The following is a 14,872-nucleotide window of genomic DNA, read 5'->3' as shown; positions in this document are numbered from 1 at the left end:
GCGGTAGCGGCGGGGCGGCTCGGGTAGGCATCCGGGTATGACGTCCGCCGCCGCACGCCCCGAGACAGCCGACGCCCCGACGGCCAGTTACCGGCTCCAGTTGCAGCCGGGGTTCACCTTCGACGACGCCCGCCGGGCGGTGCCGTACCTGGCGGCGCTCGGCGTGTCGCACCTGCACCTGTCGCCGCTGCTGGAGGCGGTGGCGGGGTCCACGCACGGGTACGACACGCTGGACCACAGCCGGATCAGCGAGCAGCTGGGCGGCGAGGGGGCGCTGCGCGCGCTGGCCGCGGAGGCGGCGGCGCACGGGCTGGCGCTGATCGCCGACGTGGTGCCGAACCACATGGCGCTGCCGGTGCCGGAGCGGTTGAACGGGCCGCTGTGGCAGGTGCTGAAGAACGGCCCGGACGACCCGTTCGCGGCCTGGTTCGACATCGACTGGGGCGCCCAGCCGGGGCCGGTGGACGCGCCGGAGCGGGGGCGGCTGCTGCTGCCGCTGCTGGGCGACCGGCTGGGCGCGGTGCTGGGGCAGCTGGTGGTGGACGGGGAGGTGCTGCGCTACCACGAGCACGAGTTCCCGCTGCGTCCCGGCACCGAGGGCCTGCCGCTGGCGGAGCTGCTGGAGCGGCAGTGGTACCGGCTGTGCTGGTGGCAGCTGGCGGACGAGCAGGTCAACTACCGCCGGTTCTTCACCGTGAACGACCTGATCGCCGTCCGGGTGGAGGTCCCGGAGGTGTTCGAGGCGACGCACGGGGTGCTGCTGCGGCTGCACCGGGAGGGCGTGCTGGCGGGCTTCCGGATCGACCACCCGGACGGGCTGGCCGATCCGCGCGGCTACCTGCGGCGGCTCGCGGAGGCCACCGGCGGGGCGTACACGGTGGTGGAGAAGATCCTGACCGGGGACGAGGCGCTGCCCGCGGACTGGCCGTGCGCGGGGACGACGGGGTACGACGCGCTGCGCCGGATCGACGGGGTGCTGACCGACCGGCGGGGTGCGGAGAAGCTGTTCGCGGCCTACCGGCGGGACGTCGGCGAGGCGGCGGACCCGGCGGCGGCGGGCCGGGCCGGGCGGGCCGAGATGGTCGCCCCGGGCGGGGCGCTGGCCGCGGAGACCGACCGGCTGGTGCGCCTGGTGGGGCGGATCTGCGCGGAGGGCCCCGAGCTGGCGGACCACTCGCCGCTGGCGGTGCGCCGGGCGCTGGAGGGCCTGCTGACCGGGTACCCGGTGTACCGGCCGTACGTGGTGCCGGGCGAGCCGGCCCCGCTGGAGGCCCGCCAGGCGCTGGCGGCCCCGGTGGACGCCTCGGACACCGAGCTGCTGGTGCGGGCGCTGGCGCTGGGTTCGCTGGGGCGGTCGGCGGCGCGGGACGAGTTCTGCCGGCGGTTCGCGCAGACCGCGTCGGCGGTGGCGGCCAAGGGCGTGGAGGACACCGCGTTCTACCGGTTCAACGCGCTGCTGTCGCTGAACGAGGTGGGCGGCCTGCCGGAGCGCCCGGGGGTGTCGGTGGACGAGTTCCACCGCTGGTGCGCCGACCAGGAGCGGCTGTGGCCGGGGGCGATGACGGCGCTGTCCACGCACGACACCAAGCGCAGCGCGGACGCCCGGGCCCGGCTCGCGGTGCTGGCGGAGCTGCCGGAGGTGTGGGCGGCGGAGTGCGCGGCGTGGACGCTGGCGGCGGGGCCGTGCGCGGACCGCCCGACGGCCTGGCTGCTGTGGCAGACCCTGCTGGCGGCGTGGCCGCTGCCGGAGGACCGGCTGCTGGCGGTGGTGCTGAAGTCGGTGCGGGAGGCGAAGCGGCGCACCTCGTGGAAGGCCCCGGACGCGGGGTTCGAGGGCTGGCTGGAGCGGTACGCGCGGGAGGCGCTGGCCAATCCGGGGCTGTGTCCGCGGATCGCCGGGTTCGCCGGGCTGATCGCGCCGTTCGCCCGGGTGAACTCGCTGTCGGCGACGCTGCTGCACCTGCTGGCGCCGGGCGTGCCGGACGTGTTCCAGGGCGGCGAGGAGCCGCTGTACACACTGGTCGACCCGGACAACCGGGCGCCGGTGGACCTGGGCGCGCTGGCGGTGCGGCTGACCGACTCGCCGGAGCCGCGCCCGGGCGACCTGGCCCGGGAGAAGCTGCACCTGACCACCACGGCCCTGCACCTGCGCCGCGCGGGCGAGTTGGGCTCGTACCGGCCGCTGGCGGCGGACGGCCCGGCGGCGGAGCACCTGGTGGCGTTCGGGCGGGGCGAGCGGGTGCTGTCCGCGGCGACCCGGCTGCCGTACGGGCTGCACCGGGCGGGCGGCTGGCGCGAGACGGTGCTGGAGCTGCCGCCGGGCCGCTGGACGGACCTGCTGACGGAGCGCCGCTTCACCGGCGGTCCGGTCGAACTGTCCTATCTGTTCCGGCAGTTGCCGGTGGCGTTGCTCTCGGAGGGGTCGTGATGCGGTACCAGGTGTGGGCGCCGGACGCCAAGGTGGTCGAGGTCGAGGTCGGGGCGATCCCGTACCTGCTGGAGCGCGATCCGGACCGGCCGGGCTGGTGGCGCGGCGAGGCGCCGGAGGGCGACTACGGGTTCCGGCTGAACGGGAGGGCGGCGTTGCCGGACCCGCGCTCGACCCGGCAGCCCTCCGGCCCGGACGGGCCGAGCCGCCCGGTCGACCACGCGGCGTTCGCCTGGTCGGAGACCGCCTGGCGGGGCCGCCCGCTGCCGGGGTCGGTGGTGTACGAGCTGCACGTGGGCACCTTCACCCCGGAGGGGACGTTCGACGCGGCCGCCGCCAGGCTCGACCACTTGGTCGAACTGGGCGTGGACTTCGTCGAGTTGATGCCGGTGTGCGCCTTCCCGGGCCGCTCCGGCTGGGGCTACGACGGGGTCGACCTGTGGGCGGTGCACGAGCCGTACGGCGGCCCGGACGGGCTGAAGCGGTTCGTGGACGCGGCGCACCGGCGCGGGGTGGGCGTGGTGCTGGACGTGGTGCACAACCACCTCGGCCCGTCCGGCAACTACCTTCCGCAGTACGGCCCGTACTTCACCGACCGGCACCAGACGCCGTGGGGTTCGGCGGTCAACCTGGACGCGCCGGGCTCGGACGAGGTGCGGGCCTTCCTGATCGACAGCGCGCTGTCCTGGCTGCGCGACTACCGGATCGACGGGCTGCGGCTGGACGCGGTGCACGCCCTGGTGGACACCCGGGCCCGCCACTTCCTGGAGGAACTCTCCTCCGAGGTAGGGAAGTTGGCGCAGGCGACCGGCCGTCCGCTGTTCCTGGTCGGCGAGTCCGACCTGAACGACCCGCGCACCACCACCGCCCGGGAGGCGGGCGGGCAGGGCCTGGACGCGCAGTGGAGCGACGACTTCCACCACGCGCTGCACTGCCTGCTGACCGGCGAATCCCAGGGCTACTACGCGGACTTCGCCGCCGACCCGTACGCGGCCGTGGCCAAGACGCTGACCAAGGGCTTCTTCCACGACGGGAGTTGGTCCTCGTTCCGGGGCCGCTCGCACGGCCGCCCGTTCCCGGCCGAGCGCGGGCACCGGCTGCTGGGCTACGCGCAGACCCACGACCAGGTCGGCAACCGGGCCACCGGCGACCGGCTCTCCGCGTCGCTGCCGCCGGGGCGGCTGGCCGCGGCGGCCGCGCTGGTGCTGACCTCGCCGTTCACGCCGATGCTGTTCATGGGCGAGGAGTGGGGCGCGGGCACCCCCTGGCAGTACTTCACCGACCACACCGACCCGCAGCTGGCCGAGGCCGTCCGGCAGGGGCGGCGGCGGGAGTTCGCCGGGCACGGCTGGCGGGCCGAGGACGTGCCGGACCCGCAGAGCCCCGACACGGTGCGCGCCTCCACCCTGGACTGGTCCGAACCGCGGCGCGCCCCGCACGCCGAACTGCTCGCCTGGTACCGCGAGTTGATCCGACTGCGGCGGGCCGCCCCGGAGCTGGCGGACGGCGACCTGGCGGCCGTCCTGGTCCGCCACGACGCGGCCGCCGGGTGGCTGGTGGTGCACCGCGGCCGCTACCGGGTGCTGGTGCGGCTCGGCGGCGGGGCGCAGCCGCTGCCCGTCCCGCTGGAGGGCGAACTCGCCGCGCTGGAGGCGTCGTTCGGCGAGGTGGCGGCCGGTCCGGGCGGCGCGGTGCTGCTCGGGCCGGACGCGGTGGCGGTGGTGCGCACCGCCTGAGCGGCTGCGCACCGCCGCCGTCACTGCCGCCGCCGTCCCTGCCGCCGCCGTCACCAGAGGTACTCGGCGATCCGGGCGCGCAGCCCGGCGGCGTCGAGGCCGTAGGCGGCCAGGTGCTCGGGGACCGAACCGTAGTGCCGGTGCTCGGCCACCGGCACGCCCAGCGCCAGGACCCGGTGCGGCAGGTCGGCCAGCGCCTGGTGCGCCGCCCGCTCGGAGGTGCCCGCCAGGTACGGCTCCACCAGCACCACGTCGGCCCGCTCGCCCAGCGCCGCGCGCAGGCCCGCCGCGTCGAACGGGCGGACGGTGGCCGCGTACAGCACCGTCACGTCCAGCGTCTCGGTGGCCGCCAGCACGGCGTCCAGCATCGGGCCGACCGCCAGCACCGTGCCGGCCAGCCGGGAGCCCTGGCGGACGGTCAGGAACCTGCCGGGCGCGACCGGGCGGGGCTCGGCGTTCTGGTGGGCGGAGAGCCGGACGTACTGCAGGGTGTCGCCGGCGGCGACCGCGTGGCGCAGCAGCAGGTCGGCCTCGGCGGGGTGGCCGGGGACGTGCACGTGCCAGCCGGGCAGGGTGTCGAGCAGGGCGACGTCCCCCGGGGACATGTGGGTGCGGCCGCCGGCCGGCCAGTCGTAGGAGCCCGCGGCGGACACCAGGACGGCGCCGACGCCCTGGTGCACCAGGTCCAACTTGACCTGCTCGAAGGGCCGTTCGATCAGGAAGCTGGCGAAGGTGTGGGCGATCGGGCGCATCCCGGTCAGCGCCAGGCCGCCCGCGACGCCGATCAGCAGCTGCTCGCGGATGCCGACGTTGACCACCCGGTCGGGGTGGGCGCGGGCCGCCCCGGGGAACTGCGCGACCCCGATGTCGGCGAGCACCAGCGCGGTGCGCGGGTCGCGCTCCAGCAACTCGGTGACGGTGGTGGCGAACTGCTCGCGCATGGTCGGCTCGTGGGTGCTGTACACGGTCTCTTCTCCCCTGCTCTCAGCTGTACTTGGGCTCGGTGCGGGCCACCACCGCGTGCGGGCGGCCCGGGTGCGGGGCGGTGAACGCCCGGTACAGCTGCTCGTGGTCGCGGCCGTCGACGGTGGCCGTCGACCAGCCCTCACCGGCGAAGCGGGGCGCGATGCCGCCGCTCCAGCCGTGCGTGGCCGAGGAGTTGTCGATCACCAGGACGTGCAGCCGGTCCAGGCCGGTCGCCCCCGCGAAGGCCACCGCCTCGTGGTTGGAGCCCTCGTCGAACTCGGCGTCCCCGATCAGCACCCACACCGCCGGGCGCTCCAGCCCCTGCGCCCGCAGGCCCAGCGCGGTGCCCACCGCCAGCGGCAGGCCGTGGCCCAGTGAACCGGAGCCGATCTCCGCGCCGGGCACCAGCAGCCGGTCCGGGTGGTGGCCCAGCGGCGAGTCGTACGCGCCGAAGCTGTGCAGCAGCTCCACCGGGAAGAAGCCCTTCGCGGCCAGCACCGCGTAGTACGCCATCGGGCCGTGGCCCTTGGACAGCAGGAACCTGTCCCGCTCCGGCGCGTCCGCGTTCTCCGGGCGCACGTCCAGCACCCGGTCGTACAGCACCCACAGCGCGTCCAGGGTGGAGTTCGCGGCCGGGGAGTGCTTCTCGTCGCCGGTCATCAGGGAGATCAGGTGCGGCAGGTCGGTGTACCCGCCGCCGAGGGTGCGGGTCGCTTCGCTCGTCATGGGGAACAGCCTCCGACTTCAAGCGCGCTTGAAGTCAAGCGGACGCTCCCCGGTACCCTGGACGGCCATGGCACCCACCCGGCACGACGTCCTCACCATCGGCCAGCTCGCCGAACGCAGCGGCCTGGCCGCCTCCGCGCTGCGCTACTACGAGAGCCTCGGGCTGATCCACTCCACCCGCACCGCCGGGAACCAGCGCCGCTACCCCCGCTCCGCGCTGCGCCGGATCGCCTTCGTCCGGGCCGCCCAGCAGGTCGGGCTCAGCCTCGACGAGGCCCGCGCCGCACTCGCCCGGCTCCCCGAGGACCGCGCCCCCAGCACCCGCCAGTGGGACGCCGTGGCCGCCGCCTGGCAGCACCGGATCGACCGGCAGATCGCCGAACTCCAGCTGATGCGCGCCAAGTTGACCGGCTGCATCGGCTGCGGCTGCCTCTCCCTGACCCGCTGCGGCCTCTACAACGCCGCCGACCGGGCCGGCGCCGCCGGACCGGGCGCCCGCTACCTGCTCACCCGCGACCCGGACACCGGCCCCGAACCCGGGCCCGACCCGGACGCGGAGAGCTGATCCGCCCCTTTCCCCGGGCGGCCGCCGCACCCCCCCGCCGGGCCGTCTATGCTGCCCCCGAAAACGCGTTCCACCGACGGGGGAGCCAGACATGACCGACCATCAGGAAATCGCGCTCGACTGGATGTCCGGCGGCCAGGAGCCGCCGCCGTCCGCCGAACTGCGCCCCGAGATCCCGCACCCGGCCCGGATGTACGACTACTACCTCGGCGGCAAGGACAACTTCCCCGCCGACCGGGCCGCCGCCGACCAGGTCCTCTCGATCAGCCCGCTGGTGCGGATCAGCGCCCGGGCCAACCGGGCGTTCCTGCAGCGGGCCGTGCGCACCCTCGCCGAGCAGGGCGTGCGCCAGTTCCTCGACATCGGCACCGGCATCCCCTCGGCCGGGAACACCCACGAGATCGCCCAGGCCGTCGACCCCGCCGCGAAGGTCGCCTACCTGGACAACGACCCGATCGTCCTGGTGCACGGCCGGGCCCTGCTGGCCGGCGCCCGCCCCGGCACGGTCAGCGTCCTGCAGGCCGACCTGCGCGACCCGAAGGCGATCCTCGCCGACCCCTCCGTCCGCGAGCTGCTCGACCTCGAACAGCCGGTCGCCCTCCAGCTGTTCGCGATCCTGCACTTCATCGACGACGCCGACGACCCGTACGGGATCGTCCGCACCCTGGTCGACGCCCTGCCCTCCGGCAGCCACCTCGCCCTCTCGCACGCCACCGGCGACTTCGCTCCCCCGCAGGAGGCCGCCAAGGGCCCCGCCGCCTACAGGTCGGCGAGCGCGCAGCTCAGCATGCGCAGCCGCGAACAGGTGCTGCGCTTCTTCGACGGCCTCGAACTGCTGGAGCCCGGCCTGGTCACCGCCCCGCTCTGGCGCCCCGACCAGGCCCCGCAGGACACCGACCACGAGGTCGCCATCTGGGCCGGCGTCGCCCGCAAGCCCTGACGGGCGGATCGCGAGGATCCGGGAGAGCAACCACCAGGGGCCCGGGGAACGGCGGGTCGATGCTGCTGACGGCCGGAGCCCATCGAAGTGTCCGTGCTGCTGCGTGCCGTGAACAGAACCCGAAGCAGACGCACGCAACGGCAGTGAACCCGCTGCAGCCACGGCCTCGCCGTTCCCCGAGCCCCTGGCGGGGCTCTCGCCGTTCCCCGAGCCCCTGGATGCGCGCACTGCCGAGCCCCCGGTGGTGCTCCCGGTCAGACGCGGGCCGTGTCGTGGGCGGCCAGCTCCGGTATCAGCGCTGCGAGTTCGTCGGCGATACGGGCCAGGTCGGTGTGCGAGCTGCGCAGGTCGAGGCGGCGGTGCTGGCAGTCGGCGAGGGGCGCCAGCGGTTCGGGGAGGCGTTCGGGGCGGAGCCTGGGGGTGTCGCCGACCAGGACCGGGACGACCAGGGCTCCGGCGGCGAAGGCTTCGGCGATCTCGCGGCGCGGCCAGTCGCCGGGGTCCTCGACGGCGGGGCGGCCGTCGCGGCCCGGCACGTCGAACCAGCGGGGGCCGATCACCGCGAGCAGGACCGCGCAGCTGCGGACCCCGGCGATGATCTCCCTCGGGTAGTGGCGGCCGGGGGCGATGGACTTGCTCGCCCGGAACACCCGGTCGCTGCCGAACCGGTAGGACAGTCCGTGGTCGAGCAGCGCGGCGACCGCCTCCTGGTCTCCGGTGCGGTAGTTCACGAAGATCGCGGGCATGGTGCGTCGACCTCTCTGTGCGGGGTGTCCCGGCGGCGGACCCGCCCGGGAGGAGGGAAACGGTGGTGCGGGGGACGGGCCGGGGCGGTCAGCAGCCGCCGGTGATCGCCCGGAGCAGCACGGGCTGGAACGCGCGCACCGTCCGGCTGGCCCGGAAGCGCCGCAGTTCGCGGTCGAGCCGGCGCAGGTCGGTGGCGACCGTCGCGGAGGGGACGTCGGCCAGCGCGCCGAGCTGTTCGGCCGCGACGGCGCAGGCGTGCTCGGCCTCGCCGGCGCCGGCGTGGGCCAGGGCGCGGCGCAGCCCGTAGCGGATCCGGGCCCGGGTGGCGTGCGGCGGGAGGCGGTCGTACTCGCGGTCGAGGACCTCGGCGGCGCGCCGGGCGTGGCCGAGGTCGAACAGGCACCAGCCGGTGGTCATCGCGGCGGGGTCGGCGACGTTGGCGCTGCCGATCACCGGGCCGCCGTCGTGGTCGGCGGCGGCGGTGGCGAGCAGCACCTCGGCCCGTTCCAGGGCGCGCAGGCAGCGGTTGCGGTCGCCGCCGAGGGCGTGGCCCTGGGCCTCGCGGAGTGCGGCGAGGCCGCGGATGCGCGGCGGCAGGCGGCGGTCCTGGGCGGCGGTGGCGAGCGCGACGGTGGCGGCGGCGTCCCCGGCGTAGAAGGTGATCAGGGCGCGGCGGACCAGCGCGTACCCGGCGAGGTGGCGGTTGCCGCCGGCCCGGGCGAGTTCGACGGCCCGTTCGGTGTGCGCGAGGGCGGTGTGCCGGTCGCCCGCCTCCTGGGCCATCCAGCCGCCGAACTCGATGAAGTGGGCGGCGATCAGCAGCAGTTCGGCGCGCGAGCGGCCGTCGCAGCGCAGCGCGATCCGGACGGCGGTCTCGCTCTGCATCTGCAGGGCGGGGACGAGCAGCACCGGGTCGAGGTGCTGGCCGAGCGCCCGGTACTGGGTGAGCTGCGCGCGCAGCAGGGCCGGGACGGCGGGGTCGAGCGCGGTGGGGCGGTGCGGGAAGGGGTCGCCGACCGACTCGGGCGCGAGGGGTGAGAGGGGCGCGAGGGGCGCGTAGGAGGCGTGGGCCGCATAGGGGGTGCCGGGGGCGTCCGCCGGGCGGTTCTCGTCCCCGGGGCGGCCGCCGCGCCGGCCCGCCCGGGCGGGAGCGCTCCCGCCCTCCGCGCCGCCGCTCCCGTCCCCGGCGCCCCCGGGGTGGATGCGGGGCCAGTCGCCGGGTGCGGTGCGGTCGGCGGCCGGGGCGGGGACGGGGCGGACGGCGAGTTGCTGGAGGCGGCCCTCGGCGCCGAGCAGGGCGTCGCAGCGGCGGGCGAGTTCCTGGGAGGCTTTCCGCTGGCCGCTCTCGACCTTGCTCAAGTAGCCCTTGCTGTAGCTGAGTTGTCGGGCGAGCCCTTCGAGCGAGAGGCCGTTCTCCTCGCGCAGCCGGCGCAGTTCGGCCCCGAAGCGACGAGACGCGAGCATGCCAAATCACCCCCTGGGTACGTCCCTGGCACGGACGGGTGCGCGGGATGTGCGGTTCGGGAGCGCTCCCCGGCGCTCCGAGGGAATCTTGGCATGCGACTGATCGCTTCCGGAGCGTTACGGAACGGTTTCCCGTTGCCAATTCCGCTGGCAGGCCACCCGGCCGGGCGCCCCTCGGCCCCTGTCGGGCGACCGGCACCGGTTGGCGGCGGCGACCCGGGCCCGGCGCGGGCGAGGCGGCCGGGCCACCACGTGCGGTGGTCGAGGTCGGCGGTGAGGGCGGTGACCAGCACCGAGCGGACGACCAGGGTGTCGAGCAGGGCGCCGAGGGCGACCGCGAAGCCGATCTCGGCGAAGCCCACGACGGGGAGGGTGCCGAGGACGGCGAAGGTCGCGGCCAGGATCGGGAACGCCCGGTCCTGGCCCTCGACGCGGAAGACGTGCGCGAAGGAGAACGCGCTGATGCCGAGCGCCGCCGCGTACGACAGCGCCAGCGGCGCGACCACCGCCCGCAGCAGCGGGCGGCCACCAGCAGCACCGGCAGCCACCGGCCGAGCACCACCCACTTGCCGTGCGGCCCGCACGGCAGCGCGGTCGTTCTCCTCCCGGGACCCAGCAGCACCGGCTTCCCGTCACCGTCCCGCAGCGGCCCGTCCGGGCCCGCGCGCTCCCCCGTCCACCATCGCGCCCCGGTCAACGCCCCGCACCCGGCGGCGCGCTGCGGGGCGGACGCGCCGTGGAACGGGCCCGGGGCGTTTGCCCGGGACACCCGTACGGGGACGAACCGATCGGGACACGAAACGCCGCACTGTGGTAACCAGGACTTCGCCGATCAGCACGGGGGATCTCTTTGACCGCGCCGACCTCACCCGACGGGACGCCGCCGTACCCGACCGCTCCGCCGCCCGCACCGCCGTCCCGCCGGCTCGACCTGCAGGGCTGGAGCGCCGTGGTGACCGCCCTGGTGGGCGTCGCCACCCTGGGCGCCGGGTTCGCGGGGGGCTACCTCACCCAGTCGCAGGCCGCCCCCGACGGCGGGCCGCAGCCGACCGTGACGGTCACCGTCACGGCGACCGCGACGGCCGCCGCCCCGCCGGCGACCGCGCCGCCCGTCGACGCCCTGCCCAGCGGGGTGCCGACCGGCCCGGCCGCGAGCGCCGCCCGGGTGCTGCTGGCCTCGCCGGACACCGGGCGCGGCGGGACGCGGACGGTGCTCACCGGGCAGGGGTTCCCGCCCGACACGGTCATCCGGGTCTCCTTCGTGGTCAAGACCGAGGGTCTGGAGTACCAGCACCGGGACCTGCGGGACACCAAGTCCGACTCCGCCGGCGCCTTCTCGGTCGAGGTGTCCATCCCGTCCGACCTGGAGGACTACCAGGACAAGAACACCTACCTGCGCGCCCAGGCCGGCACCGGCACGAAGTACAGCGACACGGTGTTCAACCTGCTGCCCTGACCGGCCGTCAGGACCGACGGCGCTCCAGTTCCCGCCACAACCCGTCGACGCGATCGGTCAGTTGCTCCAGGTCGCCGCTGTTGTCGAGGACCAGGTCGGCGATCGCCAGGCGCTCCTCGCGGCTCGCCTGGGCGGCCATCCGGGCCCGGGCCTCGTCCTCGGCCATGCCGCGCAGTTCGACCAGGCGGCGCAGCCGTTCCGCGTCCGGGACGTCGATCACCACGACCAGGTCGTACAGCGGGGCGAGGCCGTTCTCGGCGAGCAGCGGGACGTCGTGCACCACGATCGCGTCCGGGCCCGCGGCGGCCTCCAGTTCGGCGGAGCGGGCCCGGACCAGCGGGTGGACGATGGCGTTCAGCTCCGCCAGCCGGACCGGGTCGGCGAACACCACCCGGCCCAGCGCGGGACGGTCCAGCGTGCCGTCGGGGAGCAGCACGCCGGGCCCGAACCCGGCGGCGACGGCCGCCAGTCCGGGCGTCCCGGCGGCGACCACCTCGCGGGCGATCACGTCCGAGTCGACGATCACCGCGCCGCGCGCGGCCAGTTGGCGGGAGACCTCGCTCTTGCCCGCGCCGATCCCGCCGGTCAGTCCGATCCTCAGCATGCCGTCAGGCTACCGGGGCGGGCGGCGGCGGGACCGGGGAGGGCGGGCGGCGGGCGGCGGGCGGCGGGCGGCGGTGCCCGTTTCCCGGCGCCGGAACGGGTCCGGGCCGACTCCGGAGTGGGTCAGCCGGGGTCAGGCCAGGTCCAGGGACTCCCCGGCGGCCAGCGTCCGGTACTCCACGCCGCCGGTGCCCGGGCCCTGCGGGCCGAGCAGCCGCCCGTGGATGGCCTGCCCGGCCTCGCTGAGCGTCGCCTCGTGGATCGCCACCGCCTGCCGGGGCCGGGCGTCGCGCAGGTAGTCGACCAGCTCGCCGGCCCGCAGCCAGGGCGCGCCGAGCGGCAGCAGCAGGGTGTCCACGGTGTCCGGCGGGACGGTCAGCGCGTCGCCCGGGTGGAAGGCCCGGCCGCCCAGCAGGAAGCCGATGTTCGGGATCCGCGGGATGTCGGCGTGGATCTCCGCGTGCCACTCGCCGTGCACCGTGACCGGCAGCCCGTCCAGGTCGAACGCGTCGCCGTCGCCGACCACCGTGACCTTGGCGCCGATGCCGTCCAGCTGCCGGGCCACCGAGGAGTTGGTGTACACCCGCAGGCCCGGGTTGGCCTCGACGGCGGCCCGGACCTGCCCCTCGGTGAAGTGGTCGGCGTGCTCGTGGGTGATCAGCAGGGCGCTCACGCCCGCCACCACCTCCGGGCCGGAGAACATGCCGGGGTCGATCAGCACCGCCCCCTCGGCGTGCTCGATCCGGACGCAGGCGTGGCCGTACTTCGTCAGTCGCATGCGGCCAGCGTACGACCGGTCCAGGGCGGGCCGGAGGGGGCCCGGCCGGAGAGGGCCTAAGGCGTGCCCACCAGGCCGCGCGGCTTCACCAGCCGGGGCACGGGCAGCACCACCGGGCGCAGCGGCGGCAGTTCGACGTGTTCGTGCAGGCCGATGATCCGGTGCAGGCGGCGCAGCGGGGCGGGCGCCCACCAGTTGAGGCGGCCGAACAGGGTCATGGTGGCGGGCACCAGCAGGGTCCGGACCAGGGTGGCGTCCACCGCGACGGCGACGGCCAGCGCGATGCCCATCTGCTTGACCATGAGCATCTGCCCGGCGGCGAACCCGGCGAACACGATCACCATCAGCAGCCCGGCCGAGGTGATGATCCGGCCGCTGCGCTGCAGGCCCAGCTCCACCGACTTCGCGCAGTCGTACCCCTGGTCGTGCAGCTCCTTGATCCGGGAGAGCAGGAACACCTCGTAGTCCATCGACAGCCCGAACGCGAAGGCGAACACCAGCACCGGGATCACCGTCTCCAGGCCGCCGGTCGGCGTGAACCCGAGCAGCGAACTGAAGTACCCGTGCTGGAACACCAGGGTCAGCGCGCCCAGCGACGCCCCCAGCGACAGCACGTTCATCAGCAGCGCCTTCACCGGCAGCACCACCGAGCCGGTCATCATGAACAGCAGCACCAGCGTCCCGGCGGCGACCAGGGCCAGCGCCCACGGCCCGCGCGAGCCGATCTCGTGCTGGAAGTCCACCAGCGAGGCCGCGTCGCCCGTCACGTACGTGTCCAGCCCGCCGCGCTCCGCCCGCAGCTCGCCGACCACCTTCTTGGCCTCCGCGCCCTGCGGGTCGCCGTTCACCAGCACGTCCACGGTCTGCACCCGGTCCGAGACCGGTGTCACCGCCCGGACGCCCGCCACGCCCGGCAGCTGCGAGACCACCCGGTCCGCGTACTGCTGCGCCTGCTGCGACGAGCCCTCGACGACCACCTGGACGGCCGCCGGGGCCTGGTTCGGGAAGCGCGCCTCGACGGTCTCGGCGACCTGCCGGGACGCGAAGCTCTTCGGCAGCACGTCGGCGCCCGAGTTGCGGAACTCCGAGCCCAGGAACGGCGCGCCCGCCGCCAGCAGCAGCGCCACGCAGGCCAGCATCACCGGGACCGCCCGGCGCTGCACCCGGCGCACCGTCCGGGAGAAGAAGCCCTCGTCCGGGACGGGCGCGGTCGGCGCCTTGATCTTCGACCCCATGAAGCCCAGCAGCGCCGGCACCAGCGTCAGCGCCGCCGCCACCGCGATCACCACCACGCTGACGCCCGCCGCCGCGACCGCCCGGAACACCGGGCTGGTGAACACGAACAGCCCGCTCAGCGCGACCGCCACCGTCAGGCCGGAGAACGCCACCGTCCGGCCGGCCGTGGCCGCCGTCCGCTCGACCGCCTGCGCGATGTCCGCGCCGTGGCCGCGCTCCTCCCGGAACCGGTTCACCATCAGCAGCGCGTAGTCGATCGACAGGCCCAGGCCCAGCACGGTGGCGATCGGCAGCACCGAGGTGTCGATGTCCATGATCCGGCTGAAACCGAACATCGCCAGCAGCGCCCCGCCCACCGAGGCGATCGCCCCGATGCCGGGCAGGCCCGCCGCGGCCAGGCCGCCGAACACCAGCACCATCACGATCAGCGTCAACGGCAGCGTGACGATCTCGCCGAAACGGGTGTCCTTCGCGGTCTGGTCCTTGACCTCCTGCTGCAGCACCAGATCGCCGCCGACCACGGTGTGCGCGCCGTCCGCGTCGATCCGCTCCAGCCGGTCGGTGACCGCCGCCAGCTGCTTGGCCGTCGACCCGTCCGCCATCCGCACGTTCACCAGCGACGCCTTGCCGTCGCCCGCGGTCAGCTGCCCGCCCGTCGCGTACGTGTCCGCCACCGAGACCACGCCCGGCAGCTCCGCCACCTCCGCGCTCGCCCGCTCGACCGCCGCCCGCACGCCGGCGCCGCCCACCTCGGGCCCGTCCACCACGGCGGTCACGGTGCCCCGCACCGGGTCCGCCGCCTGCACGACGGCGCTGCCCGCCGCCGACTCCGACCCCCCGCTGCCGGTCGACGCCACCGACCCCTCGAACACCCGCCCGCCGATCACCACCCCCACCGCGAGCACCAGCGCCCAGAACGCCAACACCCAACGACGGTGCCGGAAACACACTCGCCCCAGAGCGGCCAACCGGCCGGGAACCTGGGAGACCTGGACCTCTGCTGCGGTGGAGCGGGAGCTGCGCATGCGGGGAGCCTTTCGGACAAGTCCCCTCAATGTATGCGTGACCACGCTTTCGTCCTATAGACGGACGATGAGCCTCATCTCACAATTCCCTTCACATAAACGCCACTTAAGCCCCACGCTCCAGCCACCCGCCCAGCGGTGCGCGCACGGGTGGGCGGGCAGCGCAAAACAGCGACCCCCGCCCCAGGAAACCCTGGAACGG

General features: G+C 75.3%; 12 protein-coding genes. 5 read left to right on the top strand and 7 right to left on the bottom strand.

Going from position 1 to position 14,872, the window contains the following annotated elements:
• Window positions 1-37 precede the first annotated feature (37 nt).
• Together treY and treZ are read left to right on the top strand one after the other, a co-directional pair.
• Window positions 38-2,428 (top strand): malto-oligosyltrehalose synthase, encoded by a 2,391-nt coding sequence (treY, locus tag ABD345_RS11360; protein WP_344551861.1) that lies wholly within the window; start codon window positions 38-40, stop codon window positions 2,426-2,428.
• Window positions 2,428-4,164, top strand: a complete 1,737-nt coding sequence (treZ, locus tag ABD345_RS11355) for a malto-oligosyltrehalose trehalohydrolase (protein WP_344551860.1) — start codon at window positions 2,428-2,430, stop codon at window positions 4,162-4,164. Before treY ends, treZ begins: the two co-directional genes overlap by 1 nt.
• 50 nt (window positions 4,165-4,214) lie before the next feature.
• Here treZ and ABD345_RS11350 read toward each other — a convergent pair whose 3' ends face one another.
• Window positions 4,215-5,105: a transketolase family protein gene (locus tag ABD345_RS11350; protein ID WP_344551944.1), complete on the bottom strand. Its 891-nt coding sequence runs from the start codon at window positions 5,103-5,105 to the stop codon at window positions 4,215-4,217.
• Window positions 5,106-5,148: 43 nt separating this feature from the next.
• Window positions 5,149-5,856: a transketolase gene (locus ABD345_RS11345; protein WP_344551859.1), complete on the bottom strand. Its 708-nt coding sequence runs from the start codon at window positions 5,854-5,856 to the stop codon at window positions 5,149-5,151.
• A 67-nt stretch (window positions 5,857-5,923) separates the two neighbouring features.
• On the opposite strand from ABD345_RS11345, the gene soxR reads away from it, so the two are divergent.
• Both soxR and ABD345_RS11335 read left to right on the top strand, forming a co-directional pair.
• Window positions 5,924-6,421 carry a redox-sensitive transcriptional activator SoxR gene (gene soxR, locus ABD345_RS11340; protein ID WP_344551858.1) on the top strand — a complete coding sequence of 166 codons (498 nt, stop codon included), beginning with the start codon at window positions 5,924-5,926 and terminating at the stop codon, window positions 6,419-6,421.
• A 91-nt stretch (window positions 6,422-6,512) separates the two neighbouring features.
• Window positions 6,513-7,361: an SAM-dependent methyltransferase gene (locus ABD345_RS11335; RefSeq protein ID WP_344551857.1), complete on the top strand. Its 849-nt coding sequence runs from the start codon at window positions 6,513-6,515 to the stop codon at window positions 7,359-7,361.
• 254 nt (window positions 7,362-7,615) lie between these two features.
• Here the strand turns inward: ABD345_RS11335 and ABD345_RS11330 are convergent, their stop codons facing one another.
• Window positions 7,616-8,107 carry a toll/interleukin-1 receptor domain-containing protein gene (locus tag ABD345_RS11330; protein ID WP_344551856.1) on the bottom strand — a complete coding sequence of 164 codons (492 nt, stop codon included), beginning with the start codon at window positions 8,105-8,107 and terminating at the stop codon, window positions 7,616-7,618.
• An 88-nt stretch (window positions 8,108-8,195) separates the two neighbouring features.
• Window positions 8,196-9,572 carry a helix-turn-helix domain-containing protein gene (locus ABD345_RS11325; RefSeq protein ID WP_344551855.1) on the bottom strand — a complete coding sequence of 459 codons (1,377 nt, stop codon included), beginning with the start codon at window positions 9,570-9,572 and terminating at the stop codon, window positions 8,196-8,198.
• Between the two features lie 850 nt (window positions 9,573-10,422).
• Here ABD345_RS11325 and ABD345_RS11315 point away from each other — a divergent pair.
• A complete protein-coding gene (locus tag ABD345_RS11315) occupies window positions 10,423-11,028 on the top strand; it encodes a hypothetical protein (protein WP_344551854.1) in 606 nt (201 codons plus the stop codon).
• Between the two features lie 7 nt (window positions 11,029-11,035).
• Here ABD345_RS11315 and coaE read toward each other — a convergent pair whose 3' ends face one another.
• The 3 genes from coaE to ABD345_RS11300 all read right to left on the bottom strand — a co-directional run bounded on the left by coaE (window position 11,036) and on the right by ABD345_RS11300 (window position 14,571).
• On the bottom strand, window positions 11,036-11,632 hold the full coding sequence (coaE, locus tag ABD345_RS11310; RefSeq protein WP_344551853.1) for a dephospho-CoA kinase: 597 nt from the start codon (window positions 11,630-11,632) through the stop codon (window positions 11,036-11,038).
• Between the two features lie 132 nt (window positions 11,633-11,764).
• Window positions 11,765-12,409, bottom strand: a complete 645-nt coding sequence (locus tag ABD345_RS11305; protein ID WP_344551852.1) for an MBL fold metallo-hydrolase — start codon at window positions 12,407-12,409, stop codon at window positions 11,765-11,767.
• A 56-nt stretch (window positions 12,410-12,465) separates the two neighbouring features.
• Window positions 12,466-14,571 (bottom strand): MMPL family transporter, encoded by a 2,106-nt coding sequence (locus ABD345_RS11300; protein WP_344551851.1) that lies wholly within the window; start codon window positions 14,569-14,571, stop codon window positions 12,466-12,468.
• Window positions 14,572-14,872 lie beyond the last annotated feature (301 nt).

The organism is Kitasatospora saccharophila (assembly GCF_039529925.1).
Lineage (GTDB): Bacteria > Actinomycetota > Actinomycetes > Streptomycetales > Streptomycetaceae > Kitasatospora > Kitasatospora saccharophila.
The sequence above is the reverse complement of the archived record's forward strand: the minus strand, read 5'-3'. Positions and strand labels throughout refer to the sequence as shown.